This is a genomic window from Prevotella sp. P6B4 (genome assembly GCF_000619985.1).
GTDB lineage: Bacteria > Bacteroidota > Bacteroidia > Bacteroidales > Bacteroidaceae > Prevotella.
Genome location: NZ_JHVE01000023.1, coordinates 14250 through 34495, shown reverse-complemented (window position 1 = coordinate 34495; position 20246 = coordinate 14250). Strand labels below are relative to the sequence as shown.

Here is a 20246-nt window from a genome sequence, read left to right as displayed (position 1 = left end):
ATGTTATTACCAAAAAAGTTCATCATTACTGAATTGAACGATAGATAGTCTATAATGTACATCTCTGTTATGGGCTTGGCTTATATTGTCTTCCTGAGCATCCATATATTGCAGCTTCTTTCTGAGCCATTTGTTTACGGCTGTTTCCTTTACCCAAAAAGTAGCATCAGGGTTGATGTGCATCTTGTTGTCGGCAAATTGATTCAGAAGAGTCTGGTTACCACGAATGATGTTAAGTGCCTCTTTTAATTCCTCAGCCGTTGGAAATGGGAAACTGTAATAGCGCTTTGCGTAAAACATCTCATCCAGCTCGTCTTTACAGAATGGTGCACCATTAATGATAGAAATGTTTTCGGCAGGTAGCTTACCCAGTGCTTTCACCAGAATACCTCGTTGCGTATTGGTTGCTTCGCGTATACATATATATCGCGAAGTAATAAACTCCGTGAAGGAATTATCCCCGTTCTTTTTAACATCTTTCACCTCTTTCGGCAGACTAACCAACTCCCCAAAAGTCCAATTGTTGTTTGTTTTCATATTGTGTATAATTAATATAATGAATTCTATCTGTCGTGCATTTATAAGTTTCAGTTTTTTTTCTAAAAAACGATGCAAAGGTAATGATTTTTTTAAATAATCGGGCAAAAAGTGATAAAAAGTAAGCTAAAAACGAAAAAAAAATGCTTTTAATTTGGTGGTTTCGCAAAAATGCTATACTTTTGCAGGCGAAATCAGCGAAATGCTGGACATTTGTAGAATTTAAGAATTAAAGTTATGTCAATGTTGAATAGTTATTTTTACGGTTATTATTTTTACTTTACAGGGAACTGTGAGGCGGGAAGTTGCGTATAAATTTCAACTTATGACAAGAGAAGATAAAAAACAAGGTCCCGCTTCACAATAAAGTGATAGCGGGATTCTTATTAAAATAAAGGTTATAGAAAAAGAATATGAAGAGAATAGCCATACAAGGACTGATAGGGTCGTTCCACGATATAGCGGCTCACCTGTATTTCGAGGGAGAACAGATTCAGCTGATATGCTGCAGTACCTTCGAACAGGTGTTCGAGCAGATCAAGCAAGACCCCACCGCCATTGGCATGCTGGCCATTGAGAATACAATTGCGGGCAGTCTGCTCCATAACTACGAACTGTTGCGCGATAGCGGTACAAGTATCGTTGGTGAGCATAAACTGCATATAACCCACTGTATCTGTTGTTTGCCTGAGGACGACTGGGATACCATTCAGGAAGTGCACTCTCACCCAGTGGCTTTGATGCAGTGCCGCGAGTTCCTGGCCAAACATCCGCAGCTCAAGAATGTGGAGGCAGAGGATACTGCCGGAAGTGCCAAGATGATTGCCGAGGGACAGAAACGTGGCTGGGCTGCTATCTGCCATGCCGAGGCTGCCAAACTGTATGGTCTGAAGGTTCTTGAAGACCACATTGAGGATAATAAGCATAACTTTACCCGCTTCCTGGTGGTAAGCAATCCAAACAAGGCCGATATGCTACGCCCGCTGACCGAAGCCAATAAGTCGAGTATCGTTTTCTCATTGCCTCACGAAGAAGGTTCGCTTTCGCATGTACTGGCTATTCTGTCGTTCTACAAAATCAATCTCACTAAGATTCAGTCGCTGCCCATCATCGGCAGAGAGTGGGAATACCTGTTCTATGTCGATGTGATGTACGACGACCTGACCCGTTATCGTCAGGCTATCGATGCGATTTTTCCATTAACAAAGGCCCTAAAGATTTTAGGCGAGTACAAGGATGGGCGACAGACGAATTAAACGTAAATAGAATTAATACTAAAAGATTATGATACAACCTGCAGATAGATTAAGTTTAGTACAGGAATACTACTTCAGTCGCAAGCTGAAAGAGGTGGCGCAGTTGAACGCCGAAGGCAAGGATATTATCTCGTTGGCTATTGGCAGCCCTGACATGCCACCTTCGCAGCAGACCATTGATAAGTTGTGTGAGGTTGCTCATCTGCCCGATGCGCATGGTTATCAGATGACAGTTGGTACCCCCGAATTGCGTGAGGCGATGGCACAGTTCTATAAGCGTTGGTACAATGTGAATCTGGACCCCAAAACCGAAGTGCTGCCACTGATTGGCTCGAAGGAAGGAATCCTGCACGTGACTTTGGCTTTTGTGAATCCTGGCGACGAGGTGCTGGTGCCCAATCCTGGCTATCCTACCTACACATCGCTTTCTAAGATCTTAGGCGCAAAGATTGTCAACTATAATCTGCGAGAGGACAATGGCTGGCAGCCCGATTTCGATGAACTGGAGCAGATGGATCTGAGCCGCGTAAAGCTGATGTGGACCAATTATCCCAACATGCCGACAGGCGGTCGTGCCCGTATGGAAACCTACGAGCGACTGGTGAAGTTTGCCAAGGACCACGATATCGTGATTGTGAACGATAATCCCTACTCATTCATTCTGAGCGAGGAGCATCTGAGTATTCTGCAGGTACCTGGTGCCAAGGACTGCTGTATCGAGTTCAACTCTATGTCGAAGAGTCATAACATGCCAGGTTGGCGTGTAGGCATGTGCCTGTCGAATGCGCAGTTCATCCAGTGGACGATGAAGATTAAGAGTAATGTTGACAGCGGAACCTTCCGTGGTCTCCAGTTGGCAGCTGCCGAGGCGCTGAAGAACAATGACGAATCATGGCACCACGAGTTTAATATCGAGACCTATGCTCGTCGCCGTCAGTGGGCCGAGCAGATTATGGATGTGCTGGGTTGCACCTATGATAAGAATCAGGTAGGCATGTTCCTATGGGGTAAGATTCCTGCTGATATTAAGAATGTAGAGGACCTGACTGAGCGTGTACTCCATGAGGCTCGTGTGTTTATCACCCCCGGCTTTATTTTCGGTTCAAACGGCGAGCGCTATATCCGCATCTCGCTTTGTGCCAAGGAAGAGAAAATCAAACAAGCATTAGAAAGAATTAAAAAAGCAATATAATTATGGAACTGGAATTATCACCATTGAATTTACCGAGTGACAACGAACGTCCCTTTGTGATTGCAGGACCTTGCTCTGCAGAAACTGAGGAACAAGTGATGACAACCGCTAAGCAGCTGGCCATGAAGGGCTGCCATAACTTCCGTGCAGGTGTATGGAAGCCTCGTACCAAGCCCGGTGGTTTCGAGGGTCATGGCGAACCCGCTCTGGTATGGTTGGAGCAGGTGAAGAAGGAAACCAAGATGCTGGTATCGACCGAGGTGGCTACACCCGAGCATGTAGAGCTGTGCCTGAAGCATAACGTCGATATCCTGTGGATTGGAGCCCGTACATCGGCTAACCCTTTTGCCATGCAGGCTATTGCCGACTCTCTGAAAGGTGTCGATGTCCCCGTGTTTGTGAAGAACCCTGTGAACCCCGATCTGGAGCTTTGGATTGGTGCTCTTGAGCGTATCAACCAGGCAGGAATCAAGCGCTTAGGAGCCATTCATCGTGGTTTCTCTAGCTATGAACAGAAGATTTATCGTAATGCACCTATGTGGCAGATTCCCATCGAGTTACGTCGTCGTATTCCCGAGTTGCCAATTATCAGCGACCCCAGCCACATCGGTGGCCGTCGTGAGCTGGTAGCACCACTTTGTCAGCAGGCTATGGACCTTGGTTTTGATGGTCTGATTGTAGAGAGCCATTGCGATCCTGATAAGGCCTGGAGTGATGCCAAGCAGCAGGTTACTCCCGATGTTCTCGACTACATTCTGAGTCTGCTGGTTATCCGTGATGAGAACACCACAACCGAGGGTATTACTCAGTTGCGTAAGCAGATTGACGAGTTGGATAATCAGCTGATGGAGCTTCTGGCTAAGCGTATGCGTGTATGCCGCGAGATCGGTCAGTACAAGAAGGAGCACAACATGACTGTGCTGCAGGCCAATCGTTACAATGAGATTCTGAATAAGCGCGGTGCCCAGGGTTCGCTCTGCGGTATGGATCCAGAGTTTGTGGCCCATGTATTCGAGAATATCCACGAAGAGAGCGTCCGCCAACAGATTGAAATCATTAACAAGTAATTATTACATTGTTACATTTTCTAATTTTTACATTGTAAATGAAGATTTTAGTAATGGGTGCAGGAAAGATGGGATCGTTCTTCATCGACCTGCTGAGTTTTGACCACGAAGTTGCTGTGTTTGAGCGCGATGCCAAACGCATGCGATTCACCTATAACTGTCAGCGTTTCACCTCTTATGAAGAGATCAAGGCCTTCGAGCCAGAGCTGCTTATCAATGCCGTGACGCTGAAGTACACCATTCCAGTATTCAAGGAGGTGATACCTTACCTGCCCAAGGAGTGTATCATCAGCGATATCGCATCGGTAAAGACCGACTTGAAGGATTTCTATGAGCAGACCGGCATGCGTTACGTCAGTACGCACCCCATGTTCGGACCCACCTTTGCCAATCTGCAGCAACTCTCTGAAGAAAATGCCATCATTATCAGCGAAGGCGACACGCTGGGCCGTTGCTTCTTCAAGGACTTGTATAGCAAGTTGGGACTGAATATCTATGAGTACAGTTTCGAGGAACACGATAAGACAGTGGCTTACTCGCTGTCAATACCTTTCGTGTCAACCTTTGTGTTTGCAGCTGTGATGAAACATCAGGATGCGCCTGGTACAACTTTCAAGCGTCATATGCGCATTGCCAAGGGTGTGCTCAACGAGGACGACTATCTGCTTCAGGAAATCCTGTTCAACCCCTATACCCACGAACAGGTGGTGCAGATACGTACGGAGTTGAAAGAGCTGCTCGAGATTATCGACAAGAAGGATGCTGCTGGTATGAAGGGATACCTGACTAAGATTCGTGACAATGTGAAGCGCGATATTGAGATTAAGCGCTGATACTATTTTGTCAGTTTCAAATATCTGTTGGTAAGATTGTCATAAAAACAAAACGAAAGTTTGCATGGTGTGATTCTTTTTCGTATTTTTGTGCGCAAAAATTAGAATCGCAACTGTTTATGAAGTATCTTACAACCTTATTATCGTGTATCGGTATGTGCGCTGTGGCTGCACCTGGAAATACCGATTACACGCGTGGCATCGGACGTTATCCGGGTGCCCAGAGTGAGTACTATGCCCCTGCTGTTAGTTGGGTGGACAACGGTCAGACACTGTCTAACGTAGCCCTCCATCGAGCGGCATGGGCATCGTCGTCTATTGACTATAACCATACGGCACATCTGGTGACAGATGGTATCTGCAACACAGCCCCCCCCGTCAGACTGAAGGTTTCAACTCAGGATGGGGTACTGCCCCGTAAGGAAGCAGAGTGGGCTATCGATGGCGGTGCCTATTCGAAGAATATCCTGATGGGTGAGAAGGCTTGGCTGCAGTACGATTATAGCGGTGCCATGAAGGTGAAAACCGCTGGGGTGCGTGTAGTAGGTATGATGGCGTATAATGACCAGTTGGCTACCAAGGGCTATAGTATCCGTTGTGAGGCTTCGGAGAACGGCAAAGACTGGCAGGTTGTGGGTGAAATCAAAGGTAGTCAGCTACCAGGAAAGCCGCTCTTATATAAGTTACATTCCGACCCTAACAAACAGACCGAAGAGAGCCTGTTGCCAGCCCGCCAATTGGATGAACTCATCAAATTCAAGACACCAGTAAACACCCAACATCTGCGCGTGGTGATGGATATGGCAGGCGCAGCCCACTGGGATGTGTACGAACTGAATTTCCAGGATGCGATTGGTGGCTATGTGGAGCTGTTACCATCGCAGAAGTTCAGTAGCGTGTGGATGAGCGATGGTGGTGGTAAGCAGTGGCTCTATACTGATCTGGGCAAGAGTCTGCCCATCCGACAGATTGAGCTCGATTGGCTGTATGCCCCCAAGGTAGGAATCATTCAGGTATCGGATGATGCTAAGACCTGGAGAAAGGTGGCTGATTTCAAAGCTCAAAAATCAAAGTTTACGGTTCAAGCTACCGCCCGCTACGTGCGTCTGCTGCTACAGGAACCTGGTGAGGCTGGTTGCTATGCCCTGCGTGAGATGGCAGTTCTTTCTAAGTTTAGGAAGATCTATGCACCGCATGCTTTAGCCGGCTTGAAGAATGGCCGCTACGAGTTGAGTGGTGGCTTGTGGCAGTTGCAGCGTGCATCGGAGGTTGATGCCCGTGGCGAACAGATTGCCTCAGCCGACTATGATAGTAGAAGCTGGATTCCGGCTACGGTTCCTGGTACGGTGCTGGCTTCGTTTATGAATATTGGTGCGGTGCCCGATCCAAATTATGCGGATGATGTGGACCAGATATCAGAGTCGTATTTCCGTTCCAATTTCTGGTATCGCCAGGAGTTTGACGTAACATCTGTTGATGGTGCCCAGCAGTGGCTGAATTTCGATGGTATCAACTGGAAGGCCAATGTATATCTGAACGGTCAGCGTCTCGGACGTATCGAGGGTGCATTTATGCGCGGGAAGTTTAATGTCACAGGGTTGCTGCGCAAAGGTAAGAATTACCTGGCCGTTGAGGTGGAATGCAATCAGTATTTCGGTGCTGTGAAGGAGAAGGACCGCAATACCACTCAGCTGAACGGCGGACTGCTCGGTGCCGATAATCCTACCTTCCATGCTACTATCGGCTGGGATTGGATTACTACCGTTCGAGGTCGTGAGGTAGGCATCTGGAACGAGGTTTATCTTACCTCTACAGGTAATGTGACCGTGAGCGATCCATACGTCAGCACCAAGTTGTCTGCCGATGGCAGGACGGCCAGCGTGAAGCCTTCGGTGTTTGTGCGTAACAACGATAATCAGCCGGTAAAAGGCACACTGAAGGGCTGGATAGGTGATGTGAAATTTGAAAAGCAGATCACTCTTCCTGCCAATACTGAGCAGGAGGTCAGCTTCTGTCCACACTGCAACAAACAGCTTACCAGCAGCAACTTCAAACTGTGGTGGCCTAATGGTTATGGCGAGCCTTATCTCTACGAGTCGGGGTTTACTTTCGAACCCGATCATGGCGAGGCCTCTACCATCAGCTATCAGGCTGGTATCCGTGAGATGAAATACGAGGGATTGAAGGATTCGCTCATCATGTATATCAACGGTCGCCGTTTTATTCCCTTAGGTGGAAACTGGGGTTTTGACGAACACAACCTCTTGTATCGTTCGCGCGAATACGATATTGCTGTGGGCTACCACAAGCAGATGAACTGCACCATGATTCGTAACTGGGTGGGACAGATTGGCGACGAGGCTTTCTATGAGGCTTGCGATAAGCATGGTATCATGGTATGGCAGGACTTCTGGTTGGCTAACCCTGCCGACGGCCCTGATCCCTACGACGATGTGCTCTTCTTGAGCAATGCCCAGGATTATCTGCGCCGTATCCGCAGCCATGCCAGTATCGGTATCTTGGTAGGTCGTAACGAGGGCTTTCCTCCTGAGACTATCGATCGTAAGCTGCGTGAGTATGTACACACCTTCGCACCAGGCTTGGAGTTCATCTCCAGTTCAGCCGATGACGGTGTGAGCGGACATGGACCATATTGGGCACTGCCTATGAAAGAATATTTTGCCCGCCAGAGCGGTAAGATTCACAGTGAGCGCGGCATGCCTAACGTGATGAATATCGAGAGCTTGACTCGTACACTCAGTCCTGATGCCCTCTGGCCACAGAGTGTGCAGTGGGGACAGCACGACTATACGCTGATGGGTGCCCAGCGTGCCCGTGAGTTTAACGGACTGGTAGAGATGGGGCTTGGCAAGGCCTCCAGCGCCGAGGAGTTCACCCGTTGGGCTCAGCTCATTAACTATAACGGCTATCGTGGCATGTACGAGAGCACCAGTAAGAGCCGTGCAGGACTGCTGATCTGGATGAGTCATGCCTGCTGGCCATCGATGGTTTGGCAGACTTACGATTACTATTTCGACCCCACAGCTGCTTACTTTGGTGTGAAGAAAGCCTGTGAGCCACTCCACATCCAGTATAACGCCCTGACTGACAGCATCGAGGTGGTAAACCACTCGGCAGGAAATGTGTCAGGTATCACCGCTACAGTTGCTGTATATGATCTGAATGGTAAGAAGGTTCGCCAGCAGAAGCTCCGTCTGAATAGCAATGAGGATACCACTCAGGCTATCCTGAGGCTGACCAAGTTGCAGCCTCAGACGCCATCGGCTGTTTGGTTCCTACGTTTATCACTCACTGATAAGCGTGGTGTGATTTCGGAGAATGAGTATATCATGGGCCGCGAGGAGAATAACTACCGCGCCCTGACCACCTTACCAAAATCAGCACTGCAGCAGAACGTAAAGGTTACTGGAACCAAGGCTGTGCTCACCCTGAAGAATACAGGCAAAACGGTTGCCCCGTTCCTGCGTGTCAACCTGAAGGGTGCCGATGGTGAGCAGATTCTGCCGGTTATCTATAGCGACAACTACTTTACCTTGATGCCTGGCGAACAGAAAATCGTCACCATTGAGTGGAAGGCCGAAGACGCTCGCGGACAGGCTCCAGTCTTTGAAGTAACCCCAATTAGTTAAGTGGCTTATACAAATTGGGGGTGCTTTTTTCTCTAAGTACTTTTCACGTGCAAAGCAGTTAGCGCGCAAAATATCTTTAGGTACTTTGCAAAATTCTTAGAACAGCCAACGACTGGGGAGTTGTCGATCGGGCCACAGATGTTTGGCATACTGATAGTGGTATAATTCGTACAGGCGGGTAAACACAGTCAGTCGCTCCTTAAAGGTCTCGAAATTCTTGTGTTCAGGCATTGTCCAAAGCACTTCGGCTAAAGCCGACATGCGGGGCAATGCCTGATATTCTACCATCCCCTCGGTAAACAGATGCTCAGTCCAGATATTGGCCTGACCGCCAAGGATATGCTTTCGTGCATCGGCTGGGATTGAATCAGGGGCAGGATCGAGTGCGTACACCTTTTCTACTGGGATATAGCCACTGCAGCGACTCGGTTCGTGCGAGGTCTCCTTGCTCTGCTGGTAGTCGAAATAGCAGTGAGAGGTGGGCGACATCACGACGTCGTGCCCCGTTTTGGCGGCTTGTGCCCCCGGAGCAGTACCTCGCCACGACATAATCATCGCATCGGCAGGACTGGCCTCAAGTATCTCGTCCCAGCCCAGAACCCTACGATGGTGGGCTGTGATGAAGTCGAACACACGTTTCGTGAAGAAGCCTTGATAGGTGGTGTGCTTCAGGTCGAGACTATTGCACTTGGCGCAGTGTTCCCACTTCTCGGTAGGCGCCTCGTCGCCACCGATATGAATAACCTCCGATGGGAAGATATCCATAATCTCTGTAAGCACATCCTCTACAAACTCATATACCTTAGGATTGCCTACACAGAGCACATCCTTGTACACGCCCCAATAGTGTCCTACCTGGTAGGGACCGCCAGTACAGCCTAGCTCGGGATAGCATGCCAGCGCAGCCAGCATGTGTCCTGGCATATCAATCTCAGGTACTACGGTGATGTGGCGTTCTTGGGCATATTCTACTATCTCGCGTGCCTGCTGCTGGGTGTAGTAACCGCCATGAGGAATACTGTCGTCGAGGTCGGCATTGATACCAAGCACCGTACCTGAACGCTGCGAACCGATGGTGGTGAGCTTTGGATATTTTTTGATTTCGATGCGCCAGCCCTGATCGTCGGTCAGGTGCCAGTGGAAGACGTTCATATTGTGCATCGCCAGCAGGTCGATATACTTCTTGACGAATTCGACAGAGAAGAAGTGGCGCGAGCAGTCGAGATGCATGCCTCGCCATGAGAATCGTGGTGTGTCGGTAATAGTGGCTGCAGCAAACTCAGTACCACTGGCGGCCGACTTGCGCAGTGTCTGTATGCCATAGAATACACCTGCAGCAGAACCGCCTTCGATACGGATACCTTTCTGCGATACGTTGAGCATATATCCCTCTTGGTTGGTGATTCTTGTTGATATTCCCAACTCGATATAGCGCATTTTTTTCGCACGCTTGTCGGTAATGGGTAGTTGTAAACCTGCCACTTCTTTCAGATACTGCTGCAGTAAAGCGGCTTCGCGTTGCAATTCGGCTGGTGCCAGAATCTGTACATCAGCATCCAACAGGAAGGCTGGACCTTTAGCCAGTTGGATAGACTGGGGCAGGGGAACTACATGATAGTCAGCCGGAGCGGCTGAAGTGAATAGTGATGAGTGAATAGCGAATAGTACCGTGAGCACTAATGGTTTTAAATTAAAGTTCATAATGCAATTTAGTTTACATTTTGCAACGAAAATTAAAATTTGTATTCTACAAATGCCTCCATCGCCTCGTAGCAGGCCAGTCCTAAGTTGTCGTAGCGTTTGGCGGTCTCGCGGTTGCGGTCTTCGGCACGTTGCCAGAACAGTCGCTCGTCGTTGCCTAAGAACGGTGCACTCTCCATCTGGCTCTGGTGGCGCAGAATGGCATTTCGCTTTTCGCGCAATTCCTCAGGGCTCATGGGCACACACATCTCGATGTCGGCCACATCCCATTCTGCCCAAGCACCACGATACATCCATACGCGACAGTCCTTGAGCCACTCGGCACCAGCTTTCTTTTCCTCGTCGATGGCTGCCAATACGGCATCGGTACACTTACGGTGTGTGCCATGTGGGTCGGCCAGATCGGCTGCCACATATATCTGGTTGGGCTTAATCTCACTGATCAGTTCGATAATCGGGGTTACATCAGCCTCAGTCATAGGCAGCTTCTCGATCTTGCCGCTTTCGTAGAAAGGCAGGTCGAGGAAGTGGATATGCTTACTGTCGATACCGCTATACTCGCAAGCCAATCGAGCTTCGACACGACGAATCAGTCCCTTCAGGCGCAGTATCTGTTCGTTGTCCAGATCGCCCTCTTTCTTATTCTTGATAAAAGCCTTTACAGCCTGATAGCTGTGCTTGATAACCTCATCGCTGCCATTGGCAAAGATGGAGTTGAACCCGTTGATGAAGTGCATGAATCGGCGCACTTCCTCGTCTCCCACAGCAATGTTGCCCGATGTCTCGTAAGCAATGTGTACATCGTGGTGCTGCTGCATCAGTCGACGGATGGTGCCACCCATCGAAATGACATCATCGTCGGGGTGGGGCGAGAATACAATGACACGCTTGGGGTATGGATTGGCACGTTCTGGACGTGTGGAATCATCAACATTCGGCTTGCCTCCCGGCCATCCGGTAATGGTATGCTGTAGTTCGTTGAAGACCTCAATGTTGACTAGACCAGCCTGGCCATCAAACTGTTCGACAAGGTGACCCAATCCGTTTTCAACATAATCCTTGGTCGACAGCTTCAGCAGTGGCTTTTCCACCTTATTACACAAATCGATAACTTGACGCCTCAGTTCATGATTAGGCATCTTAATGCTGTTTGTAAGATTCAAGTTCATCATGTTATAAAAGTAGTATATCTTAAATTTTCTGCGAAGTTATACAAATAATGCGAAATAAACGCAGAATTTGAGAAGATTAACAATAAAAATATGTAATTTTGCACCCGATGAAACAACCAGCTATACAGAAACCGGAAGGACTGAGCGAGGTGCTGCTGCATGCCTGCTGCGCCCCTTGTTCGTCGGCTATCGTCGAATGGATGATGGCTCACGATGTTCGTCCAACGATTTATTATTTCAACCCAAATATCTGGCCCAGAGAGGAATACGAAATCAGGAAACAGGAAAGTAAGCGCCATGCGGAGAGCTTGGGGCTCAAGTGGATTGATGGCGACTACAACCATGATGAGTGGTTGGGTGGCGTGTGTGGATTAGAGAAAGAGCCGGAACGCGGGCGCCGCTGCGAGCGTTGTTTTACGTTGCGCCTGATAGCTGCAGCCAAGCAGGCTCAGGCATTAGGCATTAAATATTTTACTACCACACTGGCATCGAGCCGTTGGAAAAGCTTAGAGCAGATTGAACGTGCCGGCCTTATCGCCGAACAAAAGGTTAATGAGGAAATGTTCAATGTTCAAAGTCCAAAGTTCAATGAAGTTAAATTCTGGGCACAGAACTGGCGTAAAGGCGGACTCTATGAGCGCCGTAATCAGTTGCTCAAGGAGTATGATTTCTATAACCAGCAGTATTGCGGGTGTGAGTTCAGTATGCGAGTTAAAACAACAGAAATAGGGGAAAAACAAAAAAACGGCGAGTAAAATTTGGGGGTATCATATTTTTTGTGTATCTTTGCGCCCTAAAAAAGAAAGGTGATATGTTTGAGAATTTAAGTGATAGATTAGAACGCTCGTTCAAGATACTGAAAGGTGAAGGAAAAATCACCGAGATTAATGTAGCTGAAACACTGAAAGATGTACGTCGTGCCCTGTTGGATGCCGACGTAAACTATAAGGTAGCTAAATCATTTACAGATACTGTCAAGCAGAAGGCTCTGGGTATGAATGTGCTCACAGCCGTGAAGCCCAGTCAGCTGATGGTGAAGATTGTTCACGATGAGCTGGCCGAACTGATGGGTGGAAAGGCAGCCGAGCTGAAAGTTGAGGGTCGCCCAGGCGCACCTGCCATCATCCTGATGTCGGGTCTGCAGGGTTCAGGTAAGACCACCTTCAGCGGTAAGCTTGCCAAGATGCTGAAAGAGCGTAATCACAAGAAGCCCTTGCTGGTAGCCTGCGACGTGTATCGTCCTGCTGCTATCGAGCAGTTGAAGGTTGTGGGTGAGAGTGTGGGTGTACCCGTTTACTCAGAGCCTGATAACAAGAATGTAGTAGAGATTGCCAACAACGCCATTCAGGAGGCCAAAGCCAAGGCCAACGATGTGGTGATTATCGATACCGCCGGTCGTCTGGCTGTCGATGAGGAGATGATGCAGGAGATCGAAACGCTGAAGAAGGCCGTTAATCCTAACGAGACCCTGTTCGTTGTCGACTCGATGACCGGTCAGGATGCTGTTAACACCGCTAAGGAGTTCAATGATCGCCTGGATTTCGATGGTGTGATCCTGACAAAGCTCGATGGCGACACCCGTGGTGGTGCAGCCCTTTCTATCCGTACAGTAGTTACCAAGCCTATCAAGTTTGTAGGTACGGGCGAGAAGATGGAGGCTATCGATGTGTTCTACCCAGAGCGTATGGCCGACCGTATTCTCGGTATGGGTGATATCGTTTCGCTGGTAGAGCGTGCCCAGCAGCAGTTCGACGAGGAAGAGGCCAAGAAGCTGGAGAAGAAGATCCGTAAGAACAAGTTTGATTTCGATGACTTCATGGGTCAGATTCAGCAGATCAAGAAGATGGGTAACATCAAGGATCTGGCAGCTATGATTCCTGGCGTAGGCAAGCAGATTAAGGATCTGGATATCGACGATAATGCCTTCAAAGGCATCGAGGCCATCATCAATTCGATGACTCCTAAGGAGCGTGCCAATCCCGACATCATCAACCAGAGTCGCCGATTGCGTATAGCCAAGGGTTCTGGTTCGAAACTCGAGGATGTGAACCGCCTGATGAAGCAGTTCGACCAGACGCGCAAGATGATGAAGATGGTGACCGGCCTGAACTCATCGAAGATGGCGCAGATGGCGGCAGCGATGAAGATGCGAGGCGGCATGCCGAAGTTCTAAGACATCATTAAGAATTACCTAATTATAAATTACTATGGCATTTGGACAATGGATTAGCAATCTGGTAGGCCTCTTCGAGGAAGGACCTATGAAGGATCTGACTGAGGAAATGGCAAAGGCCACTCAGCCGAAGAAGACGGCAGCGGAAGAGGTGATTATCACCGATGAGTTCCGTCAGACGTTTAACATCGATTCGCCAGTGCGTGAGAATCTGAAAAACAGTTTCCTGTTCTCAATGCTGCTCATGGCATCGCACATCGTGCTGGCCGACGGTAAGGTAGAACCAGAGGAATATGAGTTCTTAGGCAAGTTCCTCCGCATCAACTTCGGCAAGGAAGCCGAGCACGAGGGCATGGAAGTGGTCAAGAAGATCATCGCCAAGCGTGCTGTGATGGAAGCACAGAAGCCGATGGCGTTCCTCCAGATGATAGGCGACTGCGGTAATCAGATAGCTCAATCACTCAGCGAGGATCTGCGTTACCAGATGTTGAGCATGCTGGCACTGATTGTCAAGAGCGATGCCAATGTAACTAACACTGAGATCGAGGCCCTCAAGGAGGTGGCCATCTATATCGGACTGAAAGCAACCGATGTGGACACGCTGATGAACCTCGACGCTCAGAAAACCCAGAATGCCAAGGACGAATGGCAATGGATTAAACAATAACAACACATATGCAACTGATTGATGGAAAAGCAACAGCAGCGGCTATCAAGGCCGAGATTGCTGAAGAGGTAAAAGAGATTGTTGCCCAGGGTGGCAAACAGCCCCATCTGGCGGCCGTATTGGTGGGTCACGATGGAGGTTCGGAGACTTATGTAAAGAATAAAGTACTGGCCTGCGAGGCTTGTGGCTTTAAGAGTACGCTCATCCGTTTCGAGGATACTATCTCGGAGGATGAGCTTTTATCTTGCGTTGATAAGCTCAACAAGGACGACGATGTGGATGGCTTCATCGTGCAGTTGCCCTTACCAAAGCATATCGATGAGCAGAAGATTATCGAGGCAATCGACTACCGTAAGGATGTCGACGGTTTCCATCCCATCAACGTGGGACGTATGGCTATCGGTCTGCCTTGCTTCATCTCAGCCACTCCTTTAGGCATTATCACGCTGCTCAAGCGCTACGGCATTGAGACCAGCGGTAAGAAGTGTGTCATCCTTGGCCGTTCTAATATTGTGGGTAAGCCCATGGCTCAGCTCATGATGCAGAAGCAGTATGGCGACGCTACCGTTACCGTATGCCACTCGCGCTCAAAGACGCTGAAGGAAGAGTGCCGCGCAGCCGATATCATCATCGCTGCTATTGGTCAGCCCGACTTTGTTACCGCCGACATGGTAAAGGAGGGTGCTGTGATTGTGGATGTAGGTACCACCCGTGTGCCCGATGCTACACGCAAAAGCGGCTTCCGCCTGAATGGCGACGTAAAGTTCGACGAGGTTGCACCTAAGTGCTCGTATATTACACCTGTTCCTGGTGGCGTTGGTCCTATGACCATCTGCTCGCTCATGAAGAATACCCTGGCTGCAGGTAAGAAAGAATACTATAAGTAATGACGGCGCAAGAGTATTACGAACAAGGCAATGAGGCCCGCAAGCGCGGTCAGTGGCATGAGGCTATCAACAGCTATATCCAGGCTATTGAGCTCGACCCCGAGAGTCCCGCTGTGGAAGCCAAGCGTATGCTCGACGACATCATGGCTTTCTATTGTAAAGATATGTATAATCCATAAACAAATACTGAATATGGCAAAAATGAAAGGCGCTATTGAGGTGAATACCGAGAGGTGTAAGGGATGCAGCCTCTGCATCATCGCTTGCCCTCAGAAGGTTATCGCCCTTGCCAACAAAGTTAATCTGCACGGCTACCCCTACGTGGAGGCTGTCAACGAAGAGGCCTGCGTGGGCTGTGCTTCGTGTGGCATCGTCTGCCCCGATGGTTGTATCACCGTGTATCGTAAAAAAGTGGAGGAGTAATTATGGCACAGGAAAAAGAAGTTGTATTGATGAAAGGCAACGAGGCTATTGCCCACGCTGCTATTCGATGCGGATGCGACGGCTATTTCGGCTATCCTATTACTCCGCAGAGTGAAGTGATTGAGACGCTGGCTGAACTGAAGCCTTGGGAGACTACCGGTATGCAGGTGGTTCAGGCTGAGAGCGAGCTGGCCAGTATCTACATGGTTTATGGTGCTGCCGGAGCCGGTAAGCGTGCCATGACCTCTTCTTCGTCTCCTGGTATCGCACTGATGCAGGAGGGAATCACTTACATGGCTGGTGCCGAGGTGCCGGGTGTGTTTGTAAACGTGCAGCGTGGAGGTCCTGGCTTGGGTACCATCCAGCCATCGCAGGGTGACTATTTCCAGGCTACCCGTGGTGGTGGTAATGGCGACTACAAGGTGATTGTACTGGCTCCATCGTCAGTACAGGAGATGGCCGATTTCGTAGATCTCGCCTTCGAGCTGGCATTCAAGTATCGTAACCCTGCCATGATTCTGAGCGATGGTGTTATCGGTCAGATGATGGAGAAGGTGGTTCTACCTCCATTCAAGCCCCGTCGTACCGACGAGGAGGTGATCAAGGAGTGTCCTTGGGCTTCAACCGGTAAGCCAAAGAACCGCGAGCGCAATGTGATTACATCGCTCGAACTGAAGCCTGAGATTATGGAGCAGCGCAACCTGGCTCTACAGGAGAAGTATCGTAAGATTCAGGAGAACGAGGTTCGCTTCGAGCAGCAGCAGATGGACGATGCCGAGTATGCTATCGTAGCCTTCGGTAGTGCTGCCCGTATTGCCGAGAAGAGCGTAGAGATTGCTCGCGAACAGGGTATCAAGGTTGGCTTGTTCCGTCCTATCACACTGTTCCCATTCCCTGAGAAACAGATTGCCGAGCTTTCTAAGAAGGTGAAGGGTATCCTGGTAGCTGAGATCAATGCTGGTCAGATGGTACAGGATGTTCGTCTGGCTGTTAACGGCGCTGTGCCCGTAGAGCAGTTCGGACGTCTGGGTGGTATCGTTCCCGATCCCGAGGAAATTGTTGAAGCACTTAAAAAGGTCATGTAAGCTATGGATAGAAATCAAATAGTTCAACCAGAGAACATCGTCTGCAAGAAGCCGACGCTGATGAACGACAACAATATGCACTACTGCCCAGGCTGTAGCCACGGTGTAGTTCATAAGCTTATTGCCGAGGTCATCGAAGAAATGGGTATGGAAGACAAGACCGTAGGAGTATCGCCTGTAGGTTGTGCCGTCTTCGCTTATAATTATATTGATATCGACTGGCAGGAGGCTGCCCATGGTCGTGCCCCCGCACTGGCCACAGGTATCAAGCGCACCTGGCCCGACCGTCTGGTATTCACCTATCAGGGCGATGGCGACCTGGCTTGTATCGGTACCTGTGAGACCATTCACGCGCTGAACCGTGGTGAGAACATCGTGATTATCTTCGTCAACAATGCCATTTATGGTATGACTGGTGGTCAGATGGCACCAACCACACTGATTGGTCAGAAGACCTCTACCTGTCCTTACGGTCGTGATCCTGAGATTCACGGTTATCCTTTGAAGATGGCCGATATCGCTGCAGGATTGGAGGGTACTTGCTACGTTACTCGTCAGAGTGTGGAGAGTGTAGCCTCAATCAACAAGGCCAAGAAGGCACTGCGCAAGGCATTCGAGGCTTCGATGGCTGGCAAGGGCTCTTCGTTGGTAGAGTTCGTTTCAACCTGTAACAGTGGTTGGAAGCTTTCTCCTGCTAAGGCTAACGAATGGATGAAGGAGAACATGTTCCCCTTCTATCCAAAGGGTGACCTTAAAGACACGACCAACCTTTAAAGGTAAAAAAGTAAAAAGGTAAAACATGAAGAAGGAAATAATTATTTCAGGTTTCGGAGGTCAGGGCGTGCTCTCAATGGGTAAGATTCTGGCTTATAGTGGACTGATGGAGGATAAGGAGGTAACATGGATGCCGGCTTACGGCCCTGAGCAGCGTGGTGGTACAGCCAACGTGACGGTGATTGTGAGCGACGAGCGCATCTCTTCGCCTATCCTGAGCAAGTACGATATTGCAGTGGTACTCAATCAGCCCTCACTCGAGAAGTTTGAACCCAAAATCAAGCCCGGTGGCATTCTGATTTACGATGGCTTCGGTATCATCAACAAGCCAACCCGTAAGGATATCACCGTGTATGAGATCAACGCGATGGACAAGGCTGCCGAGATGAAGAACGGTAAGGTGTTCAACATGATTGTGCTGGGTGGACTCTTGAAGGTCGCTCCTGTTGTGAGCGACAAGGGTGTAGAGAAGGCTCTCTACAAGACACTCCCTGAGCGTCATCACGGATTGATTCCTCTCAACATGGAGGCTCTGAAAGAGGGTGCCAAGATTATTGAGGAGCAGAAATAAATAACGAAGAATCCCCTCCAGCAGTGGTGGGGATTCTTTTTTTCTTATAAGAGTTTTACGATAGCGTACGATGTAGGTGGCATGTGGATAGTCATGCTGCCATTCTTTTTATTGCTGAGAATGGTGAATCGGTCGCCAGCCAGCACCTTGGTCTTCTTGAATTTGATATTCACCGGGAATGTGGCGTTCGAAGCCTGGGCTCTGGGGTTGAGCATCACGAGCACCACATCTTTTCCAGCCGCACGCGCATACACAAAGGGATAGGCACTCTGCTCCTTGGTCAGCGGGTACAGTGGTACAAACTCCGCATAGTCGGCCAGTGCAGGCTCGCTATGATGGAGTGCTATCAGCTGTCGAGTCTTGTTCAGCAGCGAGTTGGGATTGCGCTCCTGCGCAGCTACGTTGGGTGCGTTGGGGTCGGGATCCACAGGCAGGTAGAGCTGCTCGGCATTGCATGTTGAGAATCCGAGATTCTTATCCTGGCTCCACTGCATAGGTGTGCGGGCTCCGTTGCGTGGCTGATAGGCACCTTCCACCTGCGGCCAGCTGGTTGGCAACTGGCGCATACCTATCTCGTTGCCGTAATAGAGGAAGGGCACGCCTGGCATGGTGAATCCGAAAGCATAGATAATCTCGAGCTCCTTGTCACTACGCTTATTACCCAGACGGGCGTTGTCGTGGTTACCCATTGGCAGACTGATATAGCCTTTGCCCAGCGTTTTCTGATACTGGTCCATATAGCTCTCCAGGAAAGCACGCACGTCGCCTTTGCCTTCGGCATCGAAGTAGCTGTGACCTTCGCTCACGCCGTTCAGAATGCGCCAGCTCTCCTTCTGGAACAAGTCGTTGTAGCCTTTGAACCAATGGAAGAAATCCACGTGGAAGCAGTTGTCGAGCGCATCGGCAGGATACGACCATTCTGCCACCATGAAGCCCTGTGGATACTCCTTTTCGAGCAGCTGTCGGATTTCGCGCCAGAAGAGTTTGGTTTCGTTCTCATTGGTATTGAAGAACTGCTCGTTGCCACGCACGCGACGCGTCTTGACCAGCGCGCCTGCCATATCGGCACGGAAACCGTCGCAGCCCATATCCATCCAGAATCGCAGCACCTTCTTCAGGTCCTCGCGCATCGCCAGCACATCGGGATGGTTGGTGGGCAACTGCCATTTCTGGTTGGGGTCGGGATTGGCGAAGCCGAAGTTGAGCGCTGGCTGGCACCAGTAGAAATTACGCATGAACTGACCGTTGCGCTGACCGTAGCCCTTCACAAACTGACCAGCAAACTCGAATGGGGGATCCACCCAGTTGGTCTCGGTCCAGATATAGTAGTTAGAGTATTTGTTCTTCTCCTGTTTCTGCGAGGCCACAAACCAGGGATGGTCGATGGCTGTATAACTGATCACGTAGTCGAAGATCACGTGCATGCCGCGCTTATGCGCTTCGTCAAACAGCAGCTTGGCATCCTCGTTGGTACCATAGCGAGGCGCAATCTTGTAGTAGTCGCGAATGTCGTAGCCAGCATCGTTAAAAGGCGAATCGAAGAATGGGTTGAACCAGATGGCATCTACACCAAGGCTTTTGACATAGTCCAGTTTGCTGATGATGCCCTTCAGGTCGCCGATACCGTCGCCGTCAGAGTCGCAGAAGGTCTGCGGATAGATTTGATAGAACACCGCGTTCCTTGCCCAATCGGGCACTTTCGGAACTTCGTACTTGCCTGTGATGGTCTGCGCCTGGAGAGATAGTGCCCCCATGACGGCCATCATGGATAAGATCATTTTCTTCATACGAGTTAATGTTTAGGAGTATTAATTTTTATAATCTCGTGGGGCAAAGATACGTTATTATTTTTTGATTCCCAAATTCTATAACATTCATTTTGATTTTTTTTATCAAGAAATACGTGTTTTTTCAAATTATTTGTGATAAAAGCATGGTTCATGCCAGAATTATTTGTATTTTTGCAATTCGGCCGTCTGATGAGCAATGCTTTGAAGTTTACCGATAAGGGTAGGATTACACCGCCGGCGCCCGCTTCGTCATCAGCTTGCCAGTGACTATTTAAAATACCTACTTGTGATTAATCGCAAATGTTGCGTTGTTTGAGAAGTGGAACAACCTGAAGGTGAGCGAGGCCCAGAAGCTGCAGGTAGATGGCGTGACCGGCGCCACCTATACGTCCGAAGCGGTGATCAAGAACGTACAAGCCGGTTTGGATTATTACAAGAAGCATAAGTAATTCCCAAATAATCATAAAT

At 49.3% G+C, this 20246-nt stretch carries 18 protein-coding genes and 1 pseudogene; 15 read left to right on the top strand and 4 right to left on the bottom strand.

The window, feature by feature from the left end; all coding sequences use genetic code 11:
- Nucleotides 1–6 precede the first annotated feature (6 nt).
- Nucleotides 7–537: a hypothetical protein gene (locus tag T491_RS0113300; protein ID WP_155950144.1), complete on the bottom strand. Its 531-nt coding sequence runs from the start codon at nt 535–537 to the stop codon at nt 7–9.
- Nucleotides 538–950: 413 nt separating this feature from the next.
- Here T491_RS0113300 and T491_RS0113295 point away from each other — a divergent pair, with 413 nt between their 5' ends.
- From T491_RS0113295 to T491_RS16645, 5 genes are all read left to right on the top strand, one after another.
- Nucleotides 951–1793: a prephenate dehydratase domain-containing protein gene (locus T491_RS0113295; RefSeq protein WP_028904310.1), complete on the top strand. Its 843-nt coding sequence runs from the start codon at nt 951–953 to the stop codon at nt 1791–1793.
- 28 nt (nt 1794–1821) lie between these two features.
- Complete coding sequence (locus T491_RS0113290) at nt 1822–2985, top strand: pyridoxal phosphate-dependent aminotransferase (RefSeq protein ID WP_028904309.1); 1164 nt, start codon at nt 1822–1824, stop codon at nt 2983–2985.
- Between the two features lie 2 nt (nt 2986–2987).
- Nucleotides 2988–4052, top strand: coding sequence for a bifunctional 3-deoxy-7-phosphoheptulonate synthase/chorismate mutase type II (locus tag T491_RS0113285; RefSeq protein ID WP_028904308.1), 1065 nt, complete (start codon nt 2988–2990; stop codon nt 4050–4052).
- 38 nt (nt 4053–4090) lie between these two features.
- The gene (locus T491_RS0113280; protein WP_028904307.1) at nt 4091–4885 is read left to right on the top strand and encodes a prephenate dehydrogenase/arogenate dehydrogenase family protein; all 795 of its coding nucleotides are present in this window, start codon (nt 4091–4093) and stop codon (nt 4883–4885) included.
- Between the two features lie 119 nt (nt 4886–5004).
- Nucleotides 5005–8535, top strand: coding sequence for a discoidin domain-containing protein (locus T491_RS16645; protein ID WP_051523166.1), 3531 nt, complete (start codon nt 5005–5007; stop codon nt 8533–8535).
- 96 nt (nt 8536–8631) lie between these two features.
- Here T491_RS16645 and T491_RS0113270 read toward each other — a convergent pair whose 3' ends face one another.
- Together T491_RS0113270 and T491_RS16640 are read right to left on the bottom strand one after the other, a co-directional pair.
- Nucleotides 8632–10236 carry a beta-N-acetylhexosaminidase gene (locus T491_RS0113270; protein WP_036916132.1) on the bottom strand — a complete coding sequence of 535 codons (1605 nt, stop codon included), beginning with the start codon at nt 10234–10236 and terminating at the stop codon, nt 8632–8634.
- A gap of 32 nt (nt 10237–10268) precedes the next feature.
- Nucleotides 10269–11393 (bottom strand): annotated as a pseudogene (locus tag T491_RS16640) (PIG-L family deacetylase); the annotation flags it as partial.
- Between the two features lie 122 nt (nt 11394–11515).
- On the opposite strand from T491_RS16640, the gene T491_RS0113260 reads away from it, so the two are divergent.
- The 9 genes from T491_RS0113260 to T491_RS0113220 are packed head-to-tail and all read left to right on the top strand — an operon-like array spanning nt 11516 to nt 17988.
- Complete coding sequence (locus T491_RS0113260; protein WP_028904305.1) at nt 11516–12163, top strand: epoxyqueuosine reductase QueH; 648 nt, start codon at nt 11516–11518, stop codon at nt 12161–12163.
- 56 nt (nt 12164–12219) lie between these two features.
- Nucleotides 12220–13581 (top strand): signal recognition particle protein, encoded by a 1362-nt coding sequence (ffh, locus tag T491_RS0113255; RefSeq protein WP_028904304.1) that lies wholly within the window; start codon nt 12220–12222, stop codon nt 13579–13581.
- Between the two features lie 34 nt (nt 13582–13615).
- Nucleotides 13616–14248 carry a TerB family tellurite resistance protein gene (locus T491_RS16635; RefSeq protein WP_051523165.1) on the top strand — a complete coding sequence of 211 codons (633 nt, stop codon included), beginning with the start codon at nt 13616–13618 and terminating at the stop codon, nt 14246–14248.
- An 8-nt stretch (nt 14249–14256) separates the two neighbouring features.
- Nucleotides 14257–15135, top strand: coding sequence for a bifunctional methylenetetrahydrofolate dehydrogenase/methenyltetrahydrofolate cyclohydrolase FolD (folD, locus tag T491_RS0113245; protein ID WP_028904303.1), 879 nt, complete (start codon nt 14257–14259; stop codon nt 15133–15135).
- A complete protein-coding gene (locus tag T491_RS0113240) occupies nt 15135–15314 on the top strand; it encodes a tetratricopeptide repeat protein (RefSeq protein WP_013065546.1) in 180 nt (59 codons plus the stop codon). The genes folD and T491_RS0113240 overlap by 1 nt, the downstream gene beginning before the upstream one ends.
- Before the next feature lie 13 nt (nt 15315–15327).
- Nucleotides 15328–15558 carry a ferredoxin family protein gene (locus T491_RS0113235; RefSeq protein ID WP_028904302.1) on the top strand — a complete coding sequence of 77 codons (231 nt, stop codon included), beginning with the start codon at nt 15328–15330 and terminating at the stop codon, nt 15556–15558.
- Nucleotides 15559–15560: 2 nt separating this feature from the next.
- Nucleotides 15561–16643, top strand: a complete 1083-nt coding sequence (locus T491_RS0113230) for a 3-methyl-2-oxobutanoate dehydrogenase subunit VorB (protein WP_028904301.1) — start codon at nt 15561–15563, stop codon at nt 16641–16643.
- Nucleotides 16644–16646: 3 nt separating this feature from the next.
- Nucleotides 16647–17417: a thiamine pyrophosphate-dependent enzyme gene (locus T491_RS0113225; protein WP_028904300.1), complete on the top strand. Its 771-nt coding sequence runs from the start codon at nt 16647–16649 to the stop codon at nt 17415–17417.
- Nucleotides 17418–17442: 25 nt separating this feature from the next.
- On the top strand, nt 17443–17988 hold the full coding sequence (locus T491_RS0113220; RefSeq protein ID WP_028904299.1) for a 2-oxoacid:acceptor oxidoreductase family protein: 546 nt from the start codon (nt 17443–17445) through the stop codon (nt 17986–17988).
- Nucleotides 17989–18032: 44 nt separating this feature from the next.
- Here T491_RS0113220 and T491_RS16630 read toward each other — a convergent pair whose 3' ends face one another.
- Entirely contained in the window at nt 18033–19775 is a 1743-nt protein-coding gene (locus tag T491_RS16630; protein WP_081773392.1) for an alpha-amylase family glycosyl hydrolase, read from the bottom strand.
- Nucleotides 19776–20086: 311 nt separating this feature from the next.
- On the opposite strand from T491_RS16630, the gene T491_RS17500 reads away from it, so the two are divergent.
- Entirely contained in the window at nt 20087–20227 is a 141-nt protein-coding gene (locus T491_RS17500) for an FMN-binding protein (protein WP_231480257.1), read from the top strand.
- Nucleotides 20228–20246 lie beyond the last annotated feature (19 nt).